Source organism: Aestuariivirga sp. (genome assembly GCF_047600585.1).
In the GTDB taxonomy this organism is placed as follows: Bacteria; Pseudomonadota; Alphaproteobacteria; order Rhizobiales; family Aestuariivirgaceae; genus Aestuariivirga.
Genome location: NZ_JASGKP010000001.1, coordinates 130832 through 152243, shown reverse-complemented (window position 1 = coordinate 152243; position 21412 = coordinate 130832). Strand labels below are relative to the sequence as shown.

At 61.3% G+C, this 21412-nt stretch carries 23 protein-coding genes and 1 tRNA gene; 9 read left to right on the top strand and 15 right to left on the bottom strand.

The features are described 5' to 3' along the window. Window positions 1–775: 775 nt before the first annotated feature. From QM801_RS00675 to QM801_RS00665, 3 genes are all read right to left on the bottom strand, one after another. Window positions 776–1303 (bottom strand): DNA polymerase, encoded by a 528-nt coding sequence (locus QM801_RS00675; protein WP_415017287.1) that lies wholly within the window; start codon window positions 1301–1303, stop codon window positions 776–778. A 101-nt stretch (window positions 1304–1404) separates the two neighbouring features. Next, window positions 1405–3180 (bottom strand): tyrosine-type recombinase/integrase, encoded by a 1776-nt coding sequence (locus QM801_RS00670; protein WP_415017286.1) that lies wholly within the window; start codon window positions 3178–3180, stop codon window positions 1405–1407. 91 nt (window positions 3181–3271) lie between these two features. Continuing rightward, window positions 3272–3347, bottom strand: a tRNA-Ala gene (locus QM801_RS00665). 142 nt (window positions 3348–3489) lie between these two features. On the opposite strand from QM801_RS00665, the gene QM801_RS00660 reads away from it, so the two are divergent. The 4 genes from QM801_RS00660 (at window position 3490) to QM801_RS00645 (ending at window position 5179) form a co-directional block, all read left to right on the top strand. Beyond that, window positions 3490–3783 (top strand): YggT family protein, encoded by a 294-nt coding sequence (locus tag QM801_RS00660; RefSeq protein ID WP_415017285.1) that lies wholly within the window; start codon window positions 3490–3492, stop codon window positions 3781–3783. Beyond that, on the top strand, window positions 3780–4094 hold the full coding sequence (locus tag QM801_RS00655) for a DUF167 family protein (RefSeq protein WP_415017284.1): 315 nt from the start codon (window positions 3780–3782) through the stop codon (window positions 4092–4094). Before QM801_RS00660 ends, QM801_RS00655 begins: the two co-directional genes overlap by 4 nt. A gap of 8 nt (window positions 4095–4102) precedes the next feature. Beyond that, window positions 4103–4690, top strand: a complete 588-nt coding sequence (locus QM801_RS00650; RefSeq protein ID WP_415017283.1) for a hypothetical protein — start codon at window positions 4103–4105, stop codon at window positions 4688–4690. A 129-nt stretch (window positions 4691–4819) separates the two neighbouring features. Beyond that, window positions 4820–5179 carry a VOC family protein gene (locus QM801_RS00645; protein ID WP_415017282.1) on the top strand — a complete coding sequence of 120 codons (360 nt, stop codon included), beginning with the start codon at window positions 4820–4822 and terminating at the stop codon, window positions 5177–5179. Between the two features lie 7 nt (window positions 5180–5186). On the opposite strand, the gene typA is transcribed toward QM801_RS00645, so the two are convergent. Further along, window positions 5187–7013: a translational GTPase TypA gene (gene typA, locus QM801_RS00640; protein WP_415017281.1), complete on the bottom strand. Its 1827-nt coding sequence runs from the start codon at window positions 7011–7013 to the stop codon at window positions 5187–5189. Between the two features lie 165 nt (window positions 7014–7178). Here typA and QM801_RS00635 point away from each other — a divergent pair, with 165 nt between their 5' ends. Beyond that, a complete protein-coding gene (locus QM801_RS00635; RefSeq protein ID WP_415017280.1) occupies window positions 7179–7643 on the top strand; it encodes a J domain-containing protein in 465 nt (154 codons plus the stop codon). On the opposite strand, the gene QM801_RS00630 is transcribed toward QM801_RS00635, so the two are convergent. The 4 genes from QM801_RS00630 to QM801_RS00615 form a co-directional block, all read right to left on the bottom strand. Then, window positions 7613–8554, bottom strand: coding sequence for an alpha/beta fold hydrolase (locus QM801_RS00630; protein ID WP_415017279.1), 942 nt, complete (start codon window positions 8552–8554; stop codon window positions 7613–7615). The two genes, QM801_RS00635 and QM801_RS00630, sit on opposite strands and share 31 nt — an antisense overlap. A gap of 44 nt (window positions 8555–8598) precedes the next feature. After that, entirely contained in the window at window positions 8599–9507 is a 909-nt protein-coding gene (locus tag QM801_RS00625; protein WP_415017278.1) for a hypothetical protein, read from the bottom strand. 53 nt (window positions 9508–9560) lie between these two features. Continuing rightward, window positions 9561–9848, bottom strand: coding sequence for a hypothetical protein (locus tag QM801_RS00620; RefSeq protein WP_415017277.1), 288 nt, complete (start codon window positions 9846–9848; stop codon window positions 9561–9563). Between the two features lie 177 nt (window positions 9849–10025). Further along, on the bottom strand, window positions 10026–10403 hold the full coding sequence (locus tag QM801_RS00615) for a hypothetical protein (protein WP_415017276.1): 378 nt from the start codon (window positions 10401–10403) through the stop codon (window positions 10026–10028). 249 nt (window positions 10404–10652) lie between these two features. Here QM801_RS00615 and QM801_RS00610 point away from each other — a divergent pair, with 249 nt between their 5' ends. After that, complete coding sequence (locus QM801_RS00610; protein WP_415017275.1) at window positions 10653–11102, top strand: Hsp20 family protein; 450 nt, start codon at window positions 10653–10655, stop codon at window positions 11100–11102. Window positions 11103–11161: 59 nt separating this feature from the next. Here QM801_RS00610 and QM801_RS00605 read toward each other — a convergent pair whose 3' ends face one another. The 5 genes from QM801_RS00605 to QM801_RS00585 are packed head-to-tail and all read right to left on the bottom strand — an operon-like array spanning window position 11162 to window position 15905. Then, window positions 11162–12310: an MFS transporter gene (locus QM801_RS00605; RefSeq protein WP_415017274.1), complete on the bottom strand. Its 1149-nt coding sequence runs from the start codon at window positions 12308–12310 to the stop codon at window positions 11162–11164. 2 nt (window positions 12311–12312) lie between these two features. Further along, on the bottom strand, window positions 12313–13056 hold the full coding sequence (locus QM801_RS00600; protein ID WP_415017273.1) for an SDR family oxidoreductase: 744 nt from the start codon (window positions 13054–13056) through the stop codon (window positions 12313–12315). 31 nt (window positions 13057–13087) lie between these two features. Next, window positions 13088–13981 carry a 2-dehydro-3-deoxygalactonokinase gene (locus QM801_RS00595; protein WP_415017272.1) on the bottom strand — a complete coding sequence of 298 codons (894 nt, stop codon included), beginning with the start codon at window positions 13979–13981 and terminating at the stop codon, window positions 13088–13090. Between the two features lie 10 nt (window positions 13982–13991). Further along, on the bottom strand, window positions 13992–14987 hold the full coding sequence (gene araD1 / locus QM801_RS00590; RefSeq protein ID WP_415017271.1) for an AraD1 family protein: 996 nt from the start codon (window positions 14985–14987) through the stop codon (window positions 13992–13994). Window positions 14988–14999: 12 nt separating this feature from the next. Further along, a complete protein-coding gene (locus QM801_RS00585) occupies window positions 15000–15905 on the bottom strand; it encodes an SMP-30/gluconolactonase/LRE family protein (RefSeq protein WP_415017270.1) in 906 nt (301 codons plus the stop codon). 197 nt (window positions 15906–16102) lie between these two features. Between QM801_RS00585 and QM801_RS00580 the strand changes: the two genes are divergently transcribed. After that, entirely contained in the window at window positions 16103–17098 is a 996-nt protein-coding gene (locus QM801_RS00580; RefSeq protein WP_415017269.1) for a TerC family protein, read from the top strand. Window positions 17099–17140: 42 nt separating this feature from the next. Beyond that, window positions 17141–17665, top strand: coding sequence for a TIGR00645 family protein (locus tag QM801_RS00575; RefSeq protein ID WP_415017268.1), 525 nt, complete (start codon window positions 17141–17143; stop codon window positions 17663–17665). Between the two features lie 37 nt (window positions 17666–17702). Here QM801_RS00575 and QM801_RS00570 read toward each other — a convergent pair whose 3' ends face one another. Beyond that, the gene (locus QM801_RS00570; RefSeq protein ID WP_415017267.1) at window positions 17703–19082 is read right to left on the bottom strand and encodes a glutamine synthetase family protein; all 1380 of its coding nucleotides are present in this window, start codon (window positions 19080–19082) and stop codon (window positions 17703–17705) included. 24 nt (window positions 19083–19106) lie between these two features. Further along, the gene (locus QM801_RS00565) at window positions 19107–20462 is read right to left on the bottom strand and encodes an aspartate aminotransferase family protein (protein WP_415017266.1); all 1356 of its coding nucleotides are present in this window, start codon (window positions 20460–20462) and stop codon (window positions 19107–19109) included. Window positions 20463–20566: 104 nt separating this feature from the next. On the opposite strand from QM801_RS00565, the gene QM801_RS00560 reads away from it, so the two are divergent. After that, the gene (locus tag QM801_RS00560) at window positions 20567–21412 is read left to right on the top strand and encodes a D-amino-acid transaminase (RefSeq protein WP_415017265.1); all 846 of its coding nucleotides are present in this window, start codon (window positions 20567–20569) and stop codon (window positions 21410–21412) included.

Genomic DNA, 21412 nt, shown 5'->3' with positions numbered 1-21412 from the left:
CGCTTTCTCCGAGCTCGACGAGTCAAGATTTCAGCCAATCCGTGGCCTTCAGATATGAGTCTTATGATTGTTCGGTCCGCCAGTGTACACTCAGGATGAATAATCCTAATCCGATCCGGTACGTCAGTGATGCAAACCGCCTCACCCTCCCATTGAACGATTCGGTTGTTCCACTTATTCCTTTGGTTTTCTGCTGGCGTGACTAAGCGGACGTTCCCCTTTTGATAGTGAAGATCATTGTTCATTCGATCTATGTGCCAGTTGCTCAGGTCATGCACATCTGGGTTTTGCTCAAGCATATATTCAATGAATTCACTTCGGGTGAAGCGATTCTCGATGCCCCGCCCTCCATAGTTGGCATAATTTGCATCTAAGGGATTTTCACATCTTTGCTTGATTGAATCATACCGTTCTCCATAGACTTTTGCCCTCTTGTCTCGATATTTGCGACCCCGCTGGCACTTGCAACTAGTCGTCAGAGACCTTTCCAGACTTTCGACCAAATGATCCTTTATCGTGCCGCACGCAACACATTGTGTCTTGATCACAGATCTTGATCTCTCAATCGTCTCGATACGGTCACCATAAATTCTTAATGTACCAAGATCCCGTTCTCTCAACGATGCGAGCTGCTTTTCCTTATCTCTCCACTTGGCATGATCTTTACCACACTTAAACTGTCCATTGTTTTTTTGCATAAGAAACACTCCTCGCTTCGAGCATTCATATCCAGCGCCAGACCCCGCCATCAAGTTAGCCCAGTGCAAATTTGGAATTATTTCTTCTCGGAGTCAGACACAGCTTTCGCTTGGAAGCGTTTCATGTCGCGCACGTCTTTGGGGAGGGCCATGAAGGCGTCAATGCTGATGCCCATGATGCGGGCAGCAGTCGCCGCGTGAATGTCCGCCCCCTTCTTGTAGAGGCTAATCATGCGCCTATCTATAGCCATCCACGCCGCAATTCGGAGTTCGGCTTGGCTCAAGTCGGCTTCGATCAGGACATGCCCCGGCTTTGCGATGAAGGTAGGGCGGAAGGCTTTCACTGCTGCCTTCATGTTGCCGCGCCCACGCTTCGGTAGGTTCTGTCCGTTGGGGTCTGTAGAAGAGGAGCGCCCGGTGACAGCCCGTCCGATGTGGAAAGCTGGGTGGATTTTGCCGTTGTGAATGTACTGCCAGAACCCGGTTGCGTCTTCCTCGTTGGTGGCCGGGTGACCCACGTAAGTTGACCGCAGCTTGGTGAGCCGGGTGTAGTCCATGTAGTTCACCACCCATGGCACGTGATCGAAGTAACGGTAGGCCCGCATCTCCAGCTCGCTAGACCTCGCCACAAGTTTAGTAACGAAGCTGAAGCACGAGGTCTGTCCGCGACTAAACTCCCTCTTCTCATTGAACCCGGGTGCAATTCTCAACGATTTTTCTTAAGGTGCGTAAGATCAAGTCCAGGATAGATTACACTGTCTATCATTGGCTTTAGCTCTCTTGGGGAAAGCCCGGATCCATAAATATCTGATGTTTTGCTTGGAGCCCAGCCGCCCAGCGCGTCAACCACTTCCGAAGGCAAGCCTGATCTTCTCATCCCGTCTCTAAACGTATGTCGAAAGCTATGAAACGAGAGCTTTCGATCTTTCTTTATCCCAAAGGCCTTAAGCCGACGCGAAAACCATTTTGAGTATGGAGAAGAGTAAGTTCCGTCTTGACCCATCACAGCATCTGGAAACAGTCTTTGTTCGTTCCGAGAGCGGATGGTCTGGACATAATCTAAGAAGCCCAGCGCGACAAGCTCGCAGTGGACCGGAACTTTTCGTCGCGAGCTACTACGCTTAAGAGACTTATCTCGGGCTTTCCCACCCTCCTCATCTTCAACGTTGATATCAAAATAGATAACTTCTCCATCCTGCTTGATGTCAGCTACGTAGAGCTGAAGTATCTCACTTAGACGCAAGCCAGAGAAGAGACCGATGACGGGGGCCCAAAACTTGCTCTCTCCCAAGCCTAATAGCGCATTCGCACCAAAAATCATGCAGAGTGCCGCATCATCGAAAGCGCGCCTTTTGTCTTCTGCTGCTCCATCCTTAGCGAGGGCTACAAGGCTCCGGGCAAGATTTTTATCTACAATGTCCTCATCAACGGCCCACTGAAGTAGGCGCGAGAACTTAGACAGATAATCGCTCAGCGTCTTGACAGAAAGTGGACGAATAGAATTTGCAGCCGCATAGCTTGCCGCCTTTACAACTCCCATGCGCCTTAACTTTGTATTCTTGGTGTAGTTCGGCGGGAGCTTTTCGAGGACCTCTGCGACACGACGACAGTCCAAGCGCGTAATTGATTTGACACCCTTCTCACTGCCAATCACCTCGCTCAGGACACCAAAGAAGAATTGGTATTTTTGGAGGGATTTCTCTTTGATGTTCTTGAGACGTTTTTCCTGAAAAGCGGCGATCAGCGCACTTAGAGCAACACCTCTATCTGACCCAGTGACTTGATGATCGTGGACCTCAGACGTAGGACGCGCTGGGAAGAGTTTATCATGATGGCTGGAATAGTCGTGGTTCAGTCGATCTAGGCTCCGTCTTGAATGCTCCATATCTGCTCGCCTGAGGTACTTGGCCAAGCGGTCAACCGCGCTTGTATTTTCTGGGGAGAGATTGTCGGCTTTCAACAGATCGGCAGCCTGCTTGCGGTACCCATAGATGACAGATTCATCGTCACTGCTGAAATAAACGAGGCCACTGACTAGGTCCTCCTCGACCTCCGTCGAGGATGCTCTCACTTCAGCTGCTTTGTTTGAAAGCGGTGGATTCTCTAAGGATGCAAAATATCTCTGCGCTATGCCATCGATATCCTGCGCGGTCGCTTGCCTCAAGGCTTGAGCAGGTGCGATCCCAAACTCAGCCTGTACCATGCGGTATAACTCTTGAAGTTTGATTTGCTCCTTAAGCAACCTCTCGCGCGCTTCAGAGAGCTTCGACGTCCTCAGCGAAACAAGCAACTCTTTCCTAGGTTCACCATTCCTTCCAAGAAGCGCTGTCCATGCAGGGCGACGAACCCTCGCACGCGTTTGTTTGACCGACGCTGTCACCTTTGCGGAGAGCAGTTTTGCAATCTCCGAACTGACGCGAGCACGAAAATAGTAGACGCCTTTTCGGCGCGAAAGTTGGGTGGCTCTTGGCACGTCTTCCATGCTCCAGTGTGTAGCACATTGGTGTAGCAGACTGAACCGTAAGCTGTTGATTTCGCAGTTAATCTAGGAGTTTCAATATCCTAGAGTGCCCTGGTGGAGCGAAGGGGGATCGAACCCCTGACCTCGGCATTGCGAACGCCGCGCTCTCCCAACTGAGCTACCGCCCCTTCCAAGAAGGTGAAGGGCTTTTACGGTCGGCCCCTTGCGCCGTCAAGGCGGTGGCAAAGCCGCCAATTTCCCCGCCCGGCCCTGCACTTGCGCGCGAGCCCGCTGCCCACTACATCTGTGGCACGCAAAAACCGGTGCATCATGAATCCCTTCATCTGGCTCATTCTCACAATTCTGAACATCTACTTCTGGATCATCCTCGCCACGGTGGTGATGAGCTGGCTCGTGGCCTTCGGCATCATGAACCGCCAGAACCAGTATGTCCGCCAGATCGAATATGCCCTGCACCGCCTCACCGAACCGGTGCTCGGCCCCATCCGCCGCATCATGCCGGACCTGGGCGGGCTCGACATCTCGCCCATCATCGCGCTGATCGGCATCCAGTTCCTGCAATACCTGATCGCCTACTACGTGCCGCGCCTGATGATGATGTGACCCAGGCGCTGCGGCAGACGGCCAAGGGGCTCCACCTTTTTGTGAAGGCAACGCCGAAAGCGTCGCGCGACGAGGTGACGGGCATCGTCCCCCTCGCTGATGGCCGCGAGGCCGTGGCCATCAAGGTCACCAGTGTGCCCGAGAAGGGCAAGGCCAATGCCGCCATCGTGGGCCTCATTGCCAAATCGGCAGGCATTCCGAAATCGGCGCTGGAACAGGTGGCAGGTGAGACCGACCGCAACAAGGTCTTCCGTATTGTCTCCCACGCCGAAGCAGTCCAGACTTGGGCCGAGGGGCTCTCACGAAAATAGGACATGCCATGCGCGCGCTGCCACTTCTCCTGCTCGCATTTCTCGCCACGCCGGCCGCCGCCGGAAACGCCAGCACCTACACCGATTTCGATCTCAAGGCCTGCAAGCAACTCACGCCCGAAACATCGGGTGATGAAGGTGAAGGCAGCGGCACCTTCGAATGCAAGGGCCACGCCGGCATTCCCGTTTACTTTGCCGAGGGCGATCTCCGCTCGCTCGTCTCCTTCGGCAAAGGTGGAGACGAGGCGTGCGCCTTCCACCAGACCTTCAGCGGCTTCAACAGTGTCGGCAACAAGATCGAGTGGCGCCTGAAGAACGGCAAACCCATCGCCACCATTCTGCGCTGGACTGTTTCTTACGACTCTGAAGACTCGAGCAAGACCAAGACCTGGCTTGTCGTCACCTCGCTCCGCCCGGGCAACACCTGCCATGTGGGATATGTGGAAGGCGCCTACCCCAATGCCAATGAGGAAGCGCGCAAGCTCGCAGACACTTATGTTGCAGGTTTCGCGTGCACGACGGCAAAGCCGGTCTATATCGCAAACGCTGGCACGCCCACGGAGAACATCGCGTCGGACGACGTGTGCCGGGAGTGAGGACTATCACGCTGCCTTTTTTCTCCGTGGCCGGGCATGGAGGGTTGTAAAAGCGCTCACAACTCACCCTGCTGACAGAAGCTGACATTCCCGTCCTGTATGGCTTTGCCTGCACAGGAGAAAACGAAAATGTCAGCCAATCACACGGTTCTTTTCTACGTCACCGATCCGCAGGCCAGCGCCCGCTTCTATGAGACCGCACTCGGCCTCCAGACGCTCGAGCTCTCGCCCGGTTTCGGCATGCTGAAGCTGAACGACGCTACCATGCTGGGACTCTGGAACAGGAAGGGCGTGCTGCCCAGCCCGGAGGCCGCAGCCGGGGCCGGCGAGCTCGGCGTTCAGGTGGCCGACAGCGCCGCGGTGGATCGTCAGCACAAGGCCTGGATCGACGCCGGCATCACCATCCTCCAGCCGCCGCAGCAGATGGATTTCGGATACACCTGCACGGCGGCGGATCCCGATGGTCACAGGATCCGCGTCTTCACGTAACGGATGATTATGCAGCTGCTTCCTTGGCCCGGCTCACGCGCTTGCGCTCGTGCGGGTCAAGGATCGCCTTGCGCAGCCGGATCGACTTCGGCGTCACCTCGACGTACTCGTCCTCGCCGATGTAGGCGAGCGCCTTTTCCAGCGACATGCGGATGGGCGGCGTGAGGATCATCGCTTCGTCCTTGCCCGAGGCGCGGACGTTCGAGAGCTTCTTTTCCTTGAGCACGTTGAGTTCGAGATCATTGCCACGGGTGTGTTCACCCACGATCATGCCGGCATAGACCTTGGTGCCGGGATCGATGAACATCGGCCCGCGGTCCTGCAGGTAGAAGATGGCATAGGCCACGGCCTCGCCTTCACCGTTCGAGATGAGGGCGCCCGTATGGCGCGTGGGGATCTCGCCCATATGCGGCGCATAGGCATGGAACAGGCGATTCATGATCGCCGTGCCGCGCGTGTCCGACAGGAGTTCCGACTGGTAGCCAATGAGGCCGCGCGTCGGCGCGTGGAACACGAGACGCTGGCGGCCGGTGCCCGAGGGGCGCATGTCGCGAAGCTCGCCCTTCCGCTCGGAGACCTTTTGCACGACGACGCCGGCATAGTCCTCGTCCACGTCGATGATCACTTCTTCGACGGGCTCCAGCTTTTCGCCGGTGGCTTCATCGATCTTGAAGACGACGCGCGGACGGCCGACAGTGAGTTCGAAGCCTTCGCGGCGCATGGTTTCGATGAGAATGCCGAGCTGCAGTTCGCCGCGGCCCGCCACTTCGAAGGCGTCCGTTTCGGTTTCGGACGGCGTCACGCGGAGCGCGATGTTGCCTTCTGCTTCGCGCATCAGCCGCTCGCGGATGACGCGGGACTGAACCTTGTCGCCCTCGCGGCCAGCAAGCGGACCGTCATTGATGCGGAACGCCATGGCGAGCGTCGGCGGATCGATCGGCGTGGCGGCGATCGGTTCGGTCACAGTGGGGTCGCAGAAGGTGTCGGAAACAGTGGCCTTCACAAGCCCAGCGATGGCGACGATGTCGCCGGCGGAGGCTTCCTCCACCGGAACGCGGTCAATGCCGCGGAACGACAGCACCTTCGAGACGCGGCCGGTTTCAACGACCGAGCCGTCACGCGAGAGGATCTTGATCGCCTGGTTCGGCTTCACCGTGCCGGAACGGATGCGGCCCGTCAGAATGCGGCCGAGGAAGTTGTTGGCTTCCAGCGTCGTCGCCAGCATGCGGAACGGACCTTCCTCGACGACCGGGGGCGCCACGTGGCGCACGATCAGGTCGAAGAGCGCATTCATGTTGTCCTGCGGGCCTTCCGGCTTCTCGGCCATCCAGCCATGCTTGGCGGACCCGTAGATGATCGGGAAGTCGAGCTGCTCTTCGGTGGCATCGAGAGCGGCGAAGAGATCGAACACCTCGTTCACCACTTCAATGTGACGCTCGTCCGGGCGGTCGATCTTGTTGATGCAGACGATGGGCTTGAGGCCGATCTTGAGAGCCTTCTGCAGCACGAACTTGGTCTGCGGCATCGGGCCTTCGGCGGCGTCGACCAGCAGCACGGCGCCGTCCACCATGTTGAGGATGCGCTCCACCTCGCCGCCGAAGTCGGCGTGTCCGGGCGTATCGACGATGTTGATGCGCGTGTCCTTCCAGTTGAGGGACGTGACCTTGGCAAGAATGGTGATGCCGCGCTCACGTTCGAGGTCGTTGGAATCCATCACGCGCTCGGCCACCTTCTGGTTGTCGCGGAAGGTGCCGGATTGGGTGAGCAGCCGGTCGATGAGCGTGGTCTTGCCGTGGTCGACGTGGGCAATAATGGCGATGTTGCGCAGATTCATGGGGTTGCGCCTGACTTTCTGAAACAAGCTACGGGGAGATTGGCTGCGCCGTTAGCACATGCAGCAATGCTTTGGCAATTTTTCTCGCATAGCGTGCCAAGCAGGAAAACCGCCTGAAAACTGCCTGAAAAGCCTTAAACCGCGCCTGCGAAAGGGAAATCAACCATGTTCGAGAAAAGCGGGCCGCAACGGTCGCTGGTCCACCTCACGCTGGCCAGTGGCAAGACCATGATGGTGAGCCTGAAACTGCCCATGTCGGGCAAGCTGGCCGATGTCCTGAACAACGCCGATCGCTACCTCGATGTGCTGGGTCCGGAGGGGGAGCAGTTCTTCCTCTCAAAAGACATGGTGCACCGGGTCGCCGCCGCCGATCCGCCCAAGGCCTCGCTCAACCTCAACCGCCGCTCCTCCGACCAGTCGGGCTTCAATCCCTGGGCCGTGCTGGGTGTCACTCGCGAGGCAAGCGCCGACGACATCCGCGCGGCCTGGCTTTCCCTCGTCAAGATGTACCACCCCGACCGCTTTGCCAATCTCGAGATGCCGCAGGAAATGAAGGACTATGCGGCCGCCATGCTGGCCCGCATCAACGTCGCCCACGATCAGTTGGCGGCCTCGGTCACGCCGAAATAGCTGTCGAGCCCGGCAAGGAACTCCTGCCGGATCACGTCACGCTCCATCATGATCTCGTGGAGCGAATCCTGGATGTAGACCAGCGAGACGCCGGGCACGCGCCGCGCGAAATCCTGTGCCGCCGCATTGTCCACCACGCGCTCGCGCCCGGCGAGGATCATCAGCACCGGGCATTTCGGTCCCTTCGGCCAGTTGCTGCCGCGGATTGAGTGCACGCTGTCCATGGTGGCGTTGAGCCAGCCGAAGGTTGCACCGCCAAGGCCGAGGAACGGAAAGCGCTGCAGGGTAATCTGGTCGCGCTCCCAGCGGCGGGGCTCGAGGGTCAGGGGATTGTCCACATAGTCCCGCGCCATCATCGGTTCGCGCCGCATCCCCGGAAGCAGGATCCATGAGAAGCCTGCCCGCGTCATCACATAGCTGAGGAATCGCGCCACCGGCCGCGGCCAGAGCTGGTAGTTGAGGTCGATGAGTGGTGCGGTGAGAATGGCCTTGGAGAACCATGTCTCGCGCAGGATGCTGCGCAACAGGATGTGTCCGCCGGTCGAATGCGCCAGGGCATAATACGGGCCGGGGCAATGGGTGCGCACCAGCTGGTCCATGGCGGTGCGCAGGTCTTCGTCGAAGGCGCGGAAATTGCCGATATGGCCCCGCAAGGGATCCTTGAGAAGCCGTTCCGAACCGCCCTGCCCGCGCCAGTCGAAGCTCGCCACGCAGAAGCCGCGCGACACGAGATCGCGCATGGTTTCGAAGTAGCGTTCCATGTAGTCGCTGCGGCCGGTCAGGAGCACGATCGTTCCGCGCTCGCCCGTTCCGCATTTCATGCCGCGCAACTCGAAACCATCCGCCGTCTTCAGTGTAAAGACTTCGGCGTTCGGCGGCAGACGGTTTTCAAGGGTCGGATAAAGTTCCATGCCGGGGCCAGCTATAGCAAGCCCACGGCATTGAACAAGGCGCGTTATTTCAGCTTCTGGACGTCGGTGATTTCGCCGGTCGCGGCGGAGACCTTGATCACATAGGAATTGGCTGCGCGGCTGGCGTCGAAGCTGTAGGTGGCGCCATTGCACACCTTCGGCTTCACGCTGGTAAAGCCGTAGCCGGAGACGATTTCAGCGCCCTTGCTGCAGGCAATCGCACCCTTGGGCGTGGCACCCGTGGCGGCCGGAGACGCCGCACTGGCTACCTTGGTCGTGGCCGGAGCCGTCTTGGCGGCAGGCGTGTCCGTCACGGGCTTCGCCGCCGTCTTCAGCGGAGCGGTTGTCACGGGAGCAATCGGCGTGACCGCCTTCGGCGTCACCACCTTGGGTGCCACCGGCGTCACGGCGCTGCTTTTTGTCGAGAGCGTGGTGGTCGGCGCGGCAGGTGCTTCATCGTCGACCGCACTGTCCATGGCGCCCTTCACCTGGAAGTCCGGCAGGGACTTGCCGGAGGTCACGACGGCAGACTTGTTGGGAAGACCCGTTTCCGTGGCGGTGATGCTGGCCGTCTCGACCGGCTTCGACGTCACCGGCTTCACCTTGGGCTTGACCACGACCGAGGCCGTGGACGAATCCTTCTTCACGGGCTTCGTCGCCACCTTCTTCTTGGGCTTCACCACACGCTCCACCGGCGGATCGTAGACAGGCTCGAGGTCCTCCTCGTCGTAATAGTCCTGCACGATGTCGCGGCGGGGATGGCGGCGCTGATAGATCACCGGATCCTCGCTGTCGTCATAGTAGCCCGGGCCTGGGCCATCGAACTCGCTGATGAAGGGAATGTAGACCCGCGGCCAGATGCGGTGCCGGTGGCCTGCAAAGGCATCCGCCGCCGTTCCAGCGATGGTGAACAAGGCAAGCAGTGAGATGGCTGTTGTACGAACGATACGCATGACTTTTCCCCGTGAATTCTCTTCTCTCGTGATCCTGACGCTATCGCCCCGGATCACATCTTGCTGATCCAAAGATGCCCCGTACGGGCACTGACCGAGATGTTGTAGCGAATGCCGTTCCTGTTACCCGTAAATCGGTAGGTGGAACCAGCGCAATTCTTGGTGACGACCTTGGTGAATCCCCGCACCGCGACTTCATAGCGGGCCTGACCACAGTTCACGCGGTCTTCGAAGAAGTTGTCCCAGAAGGGGTCGCGATGACGCTGCTTGGCATCGGCAGGCATGGCCAGGGCGGATACGCCCAATGCGGCAACTATCGCCATCGCAAGAGTGGTTTTCATGGTTTTCGCCTCCGGTCCAGAAACGTGCCCGGACACATCCGGTTCCTAGGCGGCGAAAGTGGCAGAAACTTGCTGAATGTTAACCGACCAAGCCGTTCATCTGCGGTTCAGCTTGGTGGCAGAAACAAGGCAGGCCCGGAATCTCCGGGCCTGCTCAGGAACTTGTGGGAAAGACGATCAGTAGATCGCGGACACCGAGATGATGTCGCCATCGCGGCGGCTGACGCGGATGCGATACTGGTCGCCATGCTTCCAGCCGGTGAAGCTGAAGACGCGGCCCGAACAGTCCAAGGCCCTGACGTTGCGGAAGTGGGCGCTCCTCACCTGCCACTTGGCTTCGCCGCAGGACACGCCCCAGCGGCGTTCGGGATAATAGTCCGGCTCGACGTAGACCGGATAGGGTTCGTAGGCCGGATACGGCGCGTAGACCGGGTAGCCGGGGCCCCAGCCGCCGACACCGATGTCCACATGGACCTTGCCGGCCTGGGCGGAGGTGGCAGAAACGCCGGCGACAACGGCGGTCAGCGCGGCGGCGGCGATCAGTGACTTCTTCATGGTACTTCTCCTGGAAGCGGGTGGACGGCCCCGATTGGCCATCGTTGGAACTGAACCTACACGCTGCCACCTGAACATGTCCCTAAGGTGGCGTTCATCTGCCGTTCATCTTCGCCTTTTCCACCCCCCTTGAACTCCCGGCCGGGCTTCCTACCTAGGGACTGTGGCCGCCAGACGGGGCCACGAAAATCCCAATGAAACCCGGCCATTGTGGCGGGTGACGCAAACACTGCTCAAGGAGAGTGTGACATGTTCGACTATTCCCCCTTCAACCGTTCCTCCGTTGGTTTTGACCGCCTGTTCCGTTTGCTGGATGAAGCCGCAAACGTCGAGAATCAGGCCTGGCCTCCCTACAACATCGAGCGCCTCGGCGAGAACGACTACCGCATCACCATTGCCGTCGCCGGTTTCGGCCCGTCCGACATCGCGATCGAATCCAAGGGCAACACCCTCACGGTCTCCGGCAAGAAGGCCGAGAAGGCTGATCCGAGCGTCGAGGTCCTGCACCAGGGCATCGCCGGCCGCAGCTTCGAGCGCCGCTTCCAGCTCGCCGACTACGTCGAGGTGAAGGGTGCCGACATGGCGAACGGTCTCCTCCACATTGCGCTGGTCCGCGTCCTGCCTGAGGCCATGAAGCCCCGGCAGATCGCCATCAACAGCGGCGACAAGCCGAAGGCCATCGAGGCCAAGGCCGCCTAAAAGTTATCAAGACGGCGACAGGAAAGAAGGGCAGCGCGAAAGTGCTGCCCTTTTTGCGTTCAGGCGGCGCGAAGCCGATGCCCGGCGCGGGCGAAGGCGATGACGACGAGGATCAGCGCTGCCAGCGCAAAGACGGCGCAGGCCGAAAAGACCATGTGTACCGAACTCGAGGCGGCAAGCATGCCGAGCATCCACGGCAGCGTGACCCGCGGCAGGCCGCCGATCAGGGCGGTGTAGCTCATCGCCGCCGCCCGGGCATGGGGCGAGAGCCGCCCCGCCAGCGAGAAGAGGCAGGGGAAGATCAGCGCCAGGCCGACACCCACCGCCGCGAAGGCGAGCGCCGACATCCAGAAGCCGGGGGCCGCGCCCAATCCGGCAAAGCCCGCAACCGCCACCGTGAGCCCCACCGCCATGATGCGGAGGTCGCCGAAGCTGGTGCGGAGGTGATCGCCGAAGAGCCGCATGATGCCGCTGCACAGGCCGAAGAAGCACAGGCCCAAGCCCGAGATCGCCGCCATCTCTGGCGCGATCTTGGCCAGCAGCTGGCCGGACCACTGGATCGCCGCCACCTCGCACGTGACGTTGAAGCCCGCCGCAAGCCCGATGATGGTGAGAATGCCGCGCGGCATGGGCGCCTGGCTCTTGCGGATGACCGGAACGACCGGGTCCCGCTCCGGCAGGTGCTTGAGGGCGCTGAGCCAGCCCATGAAGAGCGCAACACCCGCAAGGAGCGCACCCACCCAGGGCGCGAGCAGCACCGAGGTCAGGCTGCCGAGAAGAGCAAAGCCCGCAATCGAGAGCATGGCGCAGGCGTGATAGGTGCTGAACACCGGCCGCTGCATCTCGTGTTCGACGAGCGAAGCCTCGGCATTCATGAAGATGTCGAGGGTGCCGATGCAGGCGCTGAGCACGAGGAAGCTGATGACGAAGCCCGCAACCGACGTGGTGAGCAGCGCGCCCGTCAGCACCAGGAACGCTGCCGGCAGGATATAGAGCAAGATGGTGCGCGGGCTGGCGAAGCGGTTGATGTATCCGCCCGCCGCCATGCAGCCGATGTTGATCAGCATGCCGAGACTGCCAGCGATGCCGAAGGCAGAAGGCGACATGCCGCTGCGGCTGACGAGCGTCGGGATTGCACCCGTGTGGGTGCCGACGATGGCGCCGAAGCCCACGAAGATCAGGATGATGGCGAGGTGCGTCCGCTGCAACCTCAACCCCGGCCGACGAGCGGCATCTTGGTCGCCATCACGGTCATGAACAGCACATTGGCCTCGAGCGGCAACTGCGCCATGTGAACGACCGACGAGGCGACATGCGCCACGTCCATGCGGGGTTCAGGAGCGAGACGGCCATCGGCCTGGGGCACGCCGCCCGTCATCCGCGCCGTCATGTCGGTGGCGGCGTTGCCGATGTCGATCTGCCCGCAGGCGATGTTGTACTTGCGGCCATCGAGCGAGGTCGACTTGGTGAGGCCGGTGATGGCGTGCTTGGTCGAGGTATAGGGCGCGGAGTTGGGACGGGGCGCCGTGGCCGAGATCGAGCCGTTGTTGATGATGCGCCCGCCCATGGGCGTCTGCGCCTTCATGATCTTGAAGGCTTCCTGGGTACACAGGAACGGTCCGGTGAGATTGGTGTTCATCACGGCCGACCACTGCTCGAAGGTGAGATCTTCCAGAAGCACCGTGCCGGGTGCGCCCGTGCCAGCATTGTTGAAGAGAACGTCGAGACGGCCGAAGGCCTCCACCGTCTTGGCGAAGAGCGCCTTGACGCTGGCGGGATCGGTGACGTCGGCCACGACGCAGATCGCCTTGCCCTTGATCTTCGCCTTTGTTTCCTCGAGCGCCTCGATGCGCCGCCCGGTGAGCACCACGTCATAGCCCGCTTCGGAGAGCGCGATGGCGCAGGCCCGGCCAATGCCGGTGCCGGCGCCCGTGATCAATGCAACCTTGTTCATGGCCCACTTGCCCCTGTCTGTTGAAGAACGTTCAGATGATGCCGGCGGCCCGCCCGATGGCGGTCAGTCCGGCGACGATCGCCAAGGGCTCTCCATAGCGTGCCTTGGCGCCTGCCACCTCCAACGCGGACGCATAGGCACCCCCGATCTTTGGCGAGGCAAGGATGAGGTAATCGGCGGAGGGGTCCCGGCTCATGAGGGCGTGGGCCACTTCGGCACCGACCACAAGTCCCGAGAGATAGGAGGCAATCGCCGTGCCCGGCAACTCGTTGTAGAGGCCGAGGCTGCGGGCCGAGAACAGCAGATGGGTGAGGCCCGCCGGATCGCCAAGCGAGGCTTCCACGCCCCGGCGGAAGGCGGCGGCATCGAAGTCCTCGCCGGTGATCAGGCGGCCCAGAATGCTGTGTGCCTTCAGCACCGAATAGGTTTCGCCCGTGACATAGGTGTCGAAGTGGACGATCCGCCCCTCCTCCACGTCGATCCATTTCGAATGCGTTCCGGGTGTGATGAAGTGTTTCGCGCCCGAATCGAGGGCACCGAAGACCTGCGTCTCCTCGCTCCGCATCACGTCATGGCCGAGACTGGGGCTTGCATAGTGAAGCCCGGTCGAGAAATGCACGATGCGGCCCGAGGCCAGCACGTGGCGGTGCAGCGCCTTCGCCAGCTCGGCAGGGCCTGCCGGGCAATCCACGTAGGGAAGCTCGATCCAGCCCTGGCGCGAGGTGATCATGCCCGCCGCCAGAACCGGAAGGCCCGTGTCCCAGCCGGCGAGCTTCTGTTCGAGGGCGGCCTCGAAGGCTCCGTCCTTGACGGAGAGGATGCCGCCCGCATCGGCGCGCTCGTCCACCACCTTGCCCGTGCCATCCACCTGATAGGCGCGGAACGACGTGGTGCCCCAGTCGACGGCGATGAAGCTCCTGCTCATGACGCGCCGATCACAGGCTCTTCACGCCACCCGGCTTGAAGTCGGGCTTCATCTGCTTCAGCGGATTGCGGAGCGGCGCACCGAAGGGAGCCGCCTCGATCTCGAAGATGTCGCCCTCTTCCGTGACGATGCCGTCGGCAATCGAAAGCGTTGCTGTGCCGAAATAATGGATATGCAGATCCCCCGGCTTGCGGAAGGGCTCATACTTGAAGTGATGGTACTCGAGGTTGGCCAGCGTGTGGGACATGTTGCCCTCCCCGGTGAGGAACGGCTTCTCCCAGATCACCTTGCCCTTGCGGATGATGCGGCTCTTGCCCTCGATGTTCTGCGGCAGCGCGCCGGTGATCATCTCGGGTCCGATCGCCGAATGGCGGAGCTTCGAATGGGCAAGGTAGAGATAGTTCTGCCGCTCGGTCACATGGTCGGAATATTCGTTGCCGAGCGCGAAACCGAGGCGGACGGGGCGGCCCTTGGAGTCGATCAGGTAAAGGCCCGCGATCTCCGGTTCCTCGCCGCCATCGAGCGCGAAGCTGGGCTTGGGGAGCGGCCCGCCCGGCGGCACCAGCCAGCGGCCGTCGCCCTTGTAGAACCATTCCGGCTGCACGCCGGCCTCGCCCTTGCCGGGCTTGCCGCCCTCGAGACCCATCTTGAACATCTTCAGGCTGTCGGTGAGTTCGGTTTCCTTGGTGTCGAGCTTCTTGTGCATGGAGTCACGCGCCGAAGCGGAACCCAGGTGGGTGAGACCCGTGCCGGTGATGATGCAATGGGCCGGATCGGGATGATCGACGGGCGGCAGCACGCGGCGCTCCTTGAGGGCGGCGGCATAATCCTCGCCCTTGGCGGAGGCGAGCTGCTTAGCCAGTGTGGAGAGGCTGGTGCGTTCGACAAGGGCGTGTTCCGCCATTTCCAGCGTGCTGCGCAGGCCCTTCAGCGGATGCAGCATGCCGTTCTTCACGACGGCGACCTGGCGCTTGCCCTTTTCGTTCGTGTACTGAACAATATTCATTGTCGTTGCCTTTCAACCAGCAAAAGTGAACTTGGGCGTTCCCCTGACGCCCGGATGGAAACAGAACAATCCGCCCTGCAGCGGATAGCGCGCCATGGAGGCCTGATCCAGATGGGCGCGCGACGAGGTGACATACATCGTATCCAGATTAGGCCCGCCGAAGCAGACACAGGTCGGCCGCTCCGCCGGCATGGCGATCACCCGGTCGATGCGGCCCTTGGGATCGATGCGGAGCACGCATGCCCCTTCCCAGCGGGCGCTCCAGAGGAAGCCTTCGGCATCCACCGTGGCACCATCAGGATACCCGTAGTCCTTCGTGTCGTTGAGCACCCGGCGGTTGGAAATGCGGCCCGCAGCCCCGTCAAAGTCGTAGGCGTAGGTCACCTGGTTCTTCGAATCCGAGAAATAGAAGGTGCGGCCATCGGGCGACCAGCAAGGCCCGTTGGAGACGCCCACCTTATCCTCCCATTTGACCGAGGCGCCCTTGCCGTCGACGGCATAGAGCGCGCCCGTGTCGGCCGGGATGGGCAGGTCCTCGCCCTTGGGGCCGATGTTCTGGTGCATGCTGCCGATCCAGAAGCGCCCCTGCGGATCGCAGGCCCCGTCATTGAAGCGGTTGTTGGGCCGGTCCGTCTCCGGCCGGGCGAAGGGGGAGATGGCCCCGGTCCCCGGATCGAACAGGTAAAGACCGTCCTCGCCAGCGAGAATGAGGCCGCCCGCCTGGCGCATGGCCATGGCGGTGACGGTGAGACTCGTCTGCCACATCCGGTGGGCACCGGTTGCCGGATCGAGACGGTGGATGCGGGAGGGCCGGGCAATGTCCAGCCACCAGAGGCATGCCCCCTTTTGGTCCCACATGCAGCCCTCGCCCAAGCTGTCGGCGGCGGGAACGAGGCAGGTGACAGGGAGAATTTCCATCCGAAACTCCAAAGAAGACAGGGAAATAGAGCCAGTCGGGCAACCTTACAAACGTTTAATCGATCGCCCCCTTGAATATCCGCAATTCGTCACCACGTCCGCAGTCAACCAGCGCCGGGCCCCTCTGGCAGGAGAGCACCCCTCTCCTGCGATGTCGGAGCTGGAAAAGATCAACAGCATACAAGAGAGAGCCCGGCATGGATTTCATGTTCGCCGTATTGCAGGCCGATGTCTTCGGCACCCCCGCCTATTTCTGGATGGCCTTCGCGGCAATCGTCGTGGCGCTCCTCGCCTTCGACCTCGGCGTCCTCCACAAGGACGACCACGAGATTTCCGCCAAGGAAAGCTTCATCATGTATGCGGGCTACGTGGCCATCGCGCTCGCCTTCGGCGCCTGGGTCTGGTGGTCGCGGGGTGCCCAGAGCGGCCTTGAATTCTATACCGGCTACGTGATCGAGCAATCGCTGGCGATGGACAACATCTTCGTCATCGCCACCATCTTCGGCTATTTCGCCGTGCCCCGGGCCTATCAGCACCGGGTGCTGTTCTGGGGCATTCTTGGCGCCATCGCCATGCGCGCCATCATGATCGGCCTCGGTGCCGCCCTCGTCACCCAGTTCAACTGGATCCTCTATGTCTTCGGCGCCTTCCTCGTCTTCACCGGCTACAAGATGTTCAAGGGCGGCGAGGAGCAGACCAACCTCGACAGCAATCCGGTGCTCGTCTACCTGCGCAAGCACTTCCGCATCACCAAGGAACTGCACGGCCACGACTTCACCGTGAAGCAGCCCGATCCGGCCACCGGCAAGGTGGTGACCTGGCTCACGCCGCTCGCGGTTGCCCTCATCCTCGTCGAATTCGTCGACCTGATCTTCGCGGTGGACTCGGTGCCGGCCATCTTCGCGGTGACGCTTGACCCCTTCATCGTCTACACCTCGAACATCTTCGCCATCCTCGGCCTGCGCTCGCTCTACTTTGCCCTTGCCGCGGCCATGCACCGCTTCAAGTACCTCAAGGTGGCGCTGGCCACGATCCTGGTCCTCGTCGGCATCAAGATCTTCCTCGTGCCCATGGGCATCAAGGTCGACACCCTGCTGTCGCTGGGCCTGACCATCGGCATCCTTGCGGCCGGCATCCTCTTCTCTCTGTGGAAAACCAGCCGCGACACGCCGAAGGAGACGCTTGCAAACTGAGCCTGTCCGGCTAGAGAGTTTGCACGTTGAGGGGAGTGGACCATGAAGCAGCTTGAACTCATGATCGAACGCGTCATCCTGGCCTCGCGCTGGCTGCTGGTGGTGTTCTATCTCGGCCTCACGCTCGCCCTCCTGCTCTACGGCATCTCCTTCCTGCGCAAGCTCTGGGAGTTCCTGGAGAAGATCTGGATCATCGAAGAGACCGATGCGATCCTGAAGATCTTGTCGCTGATCGACGCAAGCCTGGTGGCAAGCCTCGTGGTGATGGTGATCATCTCCGGCTACGAGAACTTCGTCAGCCGCTTCGACGAGGCCGAAAGCAAGGAGGGCGAGCTCTCCTGGCTCGGCAAGATCGATGCGGGCTCCCTCAAGATCAAGGTCGCCTCCACCATCGTGGCGATCTCTTCGATCCACCTCCTGCAGGTGTTCCTCAACGCCAACACCTATGACAGCGAGAAGATCATGTGGCTGACGATCGTGCACATGGCCTTCGTCTTCTCGGCCCTGCTGCTGGCCTATATCGACCGGCTGATGGCCTCCGGCAAAAAGTTGAAAGGCGGGGAGTGATCCCCGCCTTGTCGTTGTCCGGCAAACGCTGAACGGCTTAGACCGTCCGCAGATACCATTCGAAATCGCGCGCCACGGGTTCGGCGAAGAAGCGGTCTGCCTCCACCTCCTTGAGGGTGCAGAAGGTATCGACGAATTCCTTGCCGAAATATTCCTTCAGGATCGAGGCGCGCCAGAAGGCATCGATGGCGTCGAACCAGTTGCCGGGAATGTACTTCGCCCGCTTTTCATAGCCGTTGCCGACCACCGGATTGCCCGGGTCTTCCTTCTCGGTGATGCCGTAGTGCATGCCGGCGAGGATCGCGGCCATGACCAGATAGGGATTGGCATCGGCACCGGACGGGCGGTGCTCGATGTGGCAGGCCTTGGCCGAGCCTGCGGGAATGCGCAGGCTGACCGTGCGGTTGTTGACGCCCCAGTTGGCGGCAACCGGCGCATAGGAATTGCGGCGGAAGCGGCGGTAGGAGTTGGCGTTGGGCGCGAAGATCAGCATCGATTCCGCCATTGCCGCCTTGAGGCCGCCGATCGCATGCATCAGCAACTGGTTCTCGGCGGGATTGTCGGCAGCGAAGAGATTGTTGCCGGCCTCATCGCCCAACGACACGTGCACATGCATGCCCGAACCCGTCCACTGCGAATAGGGCTTCGCCATGAAGGTGGCGCAGAGGCCGTGCTTCTCGGCTGCCGCCTTGATCACACGCTTCAGCATGATCGCCTCGTCACAGGCCTTCAGCACGTCGGCGCGATGGCGGAGTACGATCTCCATCTGGCCCGGCGCATATTCCGAGATCAATGTCTTGGCCGGCAGGCCCTGCTGGTCGCACCAGTCGTAGAGGTCCTTGAAGAAGGGACCGAAGTCGTCGGTGTCCTGCAGGTAATAGGCCTGGTAATGCTGCGGCCGCGCCTCGTTGATGAGCGAGCGCGGAGGAATGGGCTTGCCGGCCAGGGCCGAGGCCCGGTCCATGAGGAAGAACTCGAGCTCGATGGCTCCGACCGGCGTCATGTTGAGGTCGGACTTGAAGCGGTTGGCCACCTTCTCCAGCGCATTGCGCGGATCGGCATAGGCGGGTTCGCCGTTGAGGTCGTGAATCGCCGCCACATACTGCGCCGTCTTTTCCAGCCACGGCACGCGATAGAGCGAGCCGCTCACCGGCCAGAGCAGCAGGTCGCGGTCGCCCTCGTCGAAGACAAGGCCCGTTTCCGGAACATCCTGCCCCGTGGCATCGAGCACCATGGCGGAGATCGGGAAGAAGCGGCCGTCGTTCCAGGCGGGCACCACTTCATCACGGCGCAAGACCTTGCCGCGGGCCACGCCGCAGAGGTCCGTCCAGACGATCTGGACGCTTTCGATATCGGGATTGGCGTCGAGGAAGGCTTGCGCCTCCGCACCGCGCTTCGGTGTGACATAGGTAGACATTTCGGGTCCTCCCTTGCGGGCAGTTCAACTCTTCAGGTCGGCAAGGCAGCGGTCAAGTCCGCTGATCAGGGTTTCGACATGGGCGTCGGTGGTTGCCGGGCAGATGAGCATCATGTTGTGGAACGGCGTGATCACCACGCCGCGGTTCAGAAGGAAGTGATGCACGGCCTCGTCGATCGGCCGGTGGATCACTTTCGACGCCTCGAAGCCGTTTTTCGGACGCTCCGGGCAGCACATGAATTCCACGCGGGCTCCCACGCGGGTCACGTGCCAGGGCACACCATGTTTGATGATGACATCCGCGATCCCCTTTTCGAGCCGCCGGGCGCGGTCGATGAGGGGGGCGAAAGCCTCCTCTGTGAAGAATTCCTTGAGCACGGCCTTGATCAGCGCCAGCTGGATGCGCGAACCGGAGAGCGTGGTGCCGATGCCGGAGCGGCCTTCGCCGCGCTTGCCGAGATAGTCGCGGATGCGCATGGCGACGTCAGCCGAGAAACCGTAGGCGGCGGCGGGAATGCCGCCGGCGATGGGCTTGCCGAAGACGAGGCCATCCGGGCAGAGGCCCGCAACGCGGGTGTAGCCGCCGGGGCCGGACGACAGCGTGTGGGTCTCATCAAGGATGAGCAGCGTGCCCGTCTTTTCCGTCAGTGCACGGAGCTTTTCAAGGAAGCCGGGGGCGGGAAGCACCATGCCAATGTTTGTCATCACAGGCTCGGCCAGCACGCAGGCGACGTCGCCGGGGGCAAGCGCCGCTTCCAGAGCCGCTTCGTCGTTGAACTCCACCACCTTGGTGAAGCGGGTCAGGTCACGCGGTTCGCCCACCAGGCCATCCACCATCTTCACCGCGCCGCCATCGGCGGTAACGAAGGTATCGTCCACGCAGCCGTGATAGCAGTGATTGAAGACGAGGATCTTGTGCCTGCCGGTGATGGCGCGGCACCAGCGCAGCACGGCGCGGTTGGCATCCGATGCGGTTGCCGTCACCTGCCAGAAGGGAAGGCCGAAGCGGTCTTCCAAGAGCGCCCCCACCTCGGCCGCATCGCCGGATGGCAGCATGGTTGTGAGGCCGTTGGCGCCTTCCTCCTGCAACGCCTTCACCACGGCAGGCGGCGAATGGCCGAACATGGCGCCCGTGTCGCCGAGGCAGAAATCGATGTAGCTGTGTCCGTCCGCGTCAGTGAGGTCCACGCCCTTGGCGGCGGTCACGAACAGGGGAAAGGGTGTCCCCCAGTCCACCATCCAATGCATAGGAACGCCACGGAGCCAGTTCCGGGCCGCCAGGTCGGCGAGGGCCTTGGATTTCGGATTGCGTTGGACGAAGAGGCTCTTTTCGCGCTTGAGCATGGCCTCGACGGCGGCATCCGAGATGTGTGAACGCAAGATGGACCTGGCTGTTGTTACCGTTGACCATGGCCTTAGCCGGGTTTAAGGGGCCACCTCAACCCCTCAAGTTTGCACTGCAACATTTCCCGGGAAAATCAAGCATGAGCCGCATTGTCTACGTGAATGGCGCCTTCCTTCCGGAAGCAGACGCGAAGATCTCGATTTTCGACCGCGGCTTCCTCTTCGCCGACGGCGTCTATGAGGTGACGCCGATCGTGAACGGCCGGCTCGTCGATTACGACGCCCACATGGAGCGCCTCGACCGCTCGCTCAAGGAACTGCGCATGGCCCATCCCTGCACAGCTGCCGAGATGCGCGCCATGCACGAGGAACTGGTGAAGCGGAACAGCCTGAAGGAAGGCATCATCTACATGCAGGTGACGCGCGGCGTCGCCGACCGGCAGTTCAATTTCCCGAAGGAGGCGACCTCCTCGCTCGTGGGCTTCACCCAGACCATGTCGCTGATCGACAATCCCAACGCCCGCACCGGCGTGAAGGTGGTCACCACGCCGGACATCCGCTGGCTCCGCCGCGACATCAAGTCGGTGATGCTGCTCGCCCCCGTTCTCGGCAAGCAGGAGGCCTACGAGAAGGGCGCCGCCGAAGGCTGGATGGTGGAGGATGGTTTCGTCACCGAAGGCACCTCGTCCAATGCCTACATCATCAAGGACAACACCATCATCACCCGGCCGCTCTCCAACCGCATCCTTGCGGGCTGCACACGGAAAGCGCTGTTCCGCCTCGCCCGCGAGCATGGCGTGAAGATCGAGGAGCGTGCCTTCACGCCGGAAGAAGCACTTGCCGCCGACGAAGCCTTCCTGACCTCCGCCTCGCAATTCGTGATGCCCATCGTCGAAATCGACGGCAAGCGGATTGGCGGCGGGCAGCCGGGCCCCCTCACCCGCCGCATGCGCGAATTTTTCCTCGAGGACGCGCAGAAGGCCTGA

What these genes read in the sequence shown, in the direction of transcription:
- QM801_RS00675 (WP_415017287.1), bottom strand. Translation starts at nt 1,303, where the DNA reads ATGCGGGCCTACCGTTACTTCGATCACGTGCCATGGGTGGTGAACTAC.
- QM801_RS00670 (WP_415017286.1), bottom strand. Translation starts at nt 3,180, where the DNA reads ATGGAAGACGTGCCAAGAGCCACCCAACTTTCGCGCCGAAAAGGCGTC.
- QM801_RS00660 (WP_415017285.1), top strand. Translation starts at nt 3,490, where the DNA reads ATGAATCCCTTCATCTGGCTCATTCTCACAATTCTGAACATCTACTTC.
- QM801_RS00650 (WP_415017283.1), top strand. Translation starts at nt 4,103, where the DNA reads ATGCGCGCGCTGCCACTTCTCCTGCTCGCATTTCTCGCCACGCCGGCC.
- QM801_RS00645 (WP_415017282.1), top strand. Translation starts at nt 4,820, where the DNA reads ATGTCAGCCAATCACACGGTTCTTTTCTACGTCACCGATCCGCAGGCC.
- typA (WP_415017281.1), bottom strand. Translation starts at nt 7,013, where the DNA reads ATGAATCTGCGCAACATCGCCATTATTGCCCACGTCGACCACGGCAAG.
- QM801_RS00635 (WP_415017280.1), top strand. Translation starts at nt 7,179, where the DNA reads ATGTTCGAGAAAAGCGGGCCGCAACGGTCGCTGGTCCACCTCACGCTG.
- QM801_RS00630 (WP_415017279.1), bottom strand. Translation starts at nt 8,554, where the DNA reads ATGGAACTTTATCCGACCCTTGAAAACCGTCTGCCGCCGAACGCCGAA.
- QM801_RS00625 (WP_415017278.1), bottom strand. Translation starts at nt 9,507, where the DNA reads ATGCGTATCGTTCGTACAACAGCCATCTCACTGCTTGCCTTGTTCACC.
- QM801_RS00620 (WP_415017277.1), bottom strand. Translation starts at nt 9,848, where the DNA reads ATGAAAACCACTCTTGCGATGGCGATAGTTGCCGCATTGGGCGTATCC.
- QM801_RS00615 (WP_415017276.1), bottom strand. Translation starts at nt 10,403, where the DNA reads ATGAAGAAGTCACTGATCGCCGCCGCCGCGCTGACCGCCGTTGTCGCC.
- QM801_RS00610 (WP_415017275.1), top strand. Translation starts at nt 10,653, where the DNA reads ATGTTCGACTATTCCCCCTTCAACCGTTCCTCCGTTGGTTTTGACCGC.
- QM801_RS00600 (WP_415017273.1), bottom strand. Translation starts at nt 13,056, where the DNA reads ATGAACAAGGTTGCATTGATCACGGGCGCCGGCACCGGCATTGGCCGG.
- QM801_RS00595 (WP_415017272.1), bottom strand. Translation starts at nt 13,981, where the DNA reads ATGAGCAGGAGCTTCATCGCCGTCGACTGGGGCACCACGTCGTTCCGC.
- araD1 (WP_415017271.1), bottom strand. Translation starts at nt 14,987, where the DNA reads ATGAATATTGTTCAGTACACGAACGAAAAGGGCAAGCGCCAGGTCGCC.
- QM801_RS00585 (WP_415017270.1), bottom strand. Translation starts at nt 15,905, where the DNA reads ATGGAAATTCTCCCTGTCACCTGCCTCGTTCCCGCCGCCGACAGCTTG.
- QM801_RS00580 (WP_415017269.1), top strand. Translation starts at nt 16,103, where the DNA reads ATGGATTTCATGTTCGCCGTATTGCAGGCCGATGTCTTCGGCACCCCC.
- QM801_RS00575 (WP_415017268.1), top strand. Translation starts at nt 17,141, where the DNA reads ATGAAGCAGCTTGAACTCATGATCGAACGCGTCATCCTGGCCTCGCGC.
- QM801_RS00570 (WP_415017267.1), bottom strand. Translation starts at nt 19,082, where the DNA reads ATGTCTACCTATGTCACACCGAAGCGCGGTGCGGAGGCGCAAGCCTTC.
- QM801_RS00560 (WP_415017265.1), top strand. Translation starts at nt 20,567, where the DNA reads ATGAGCCGCATTGTCTACGTGAATGGCGCCTTCCTTCCGGAAGCAGAC.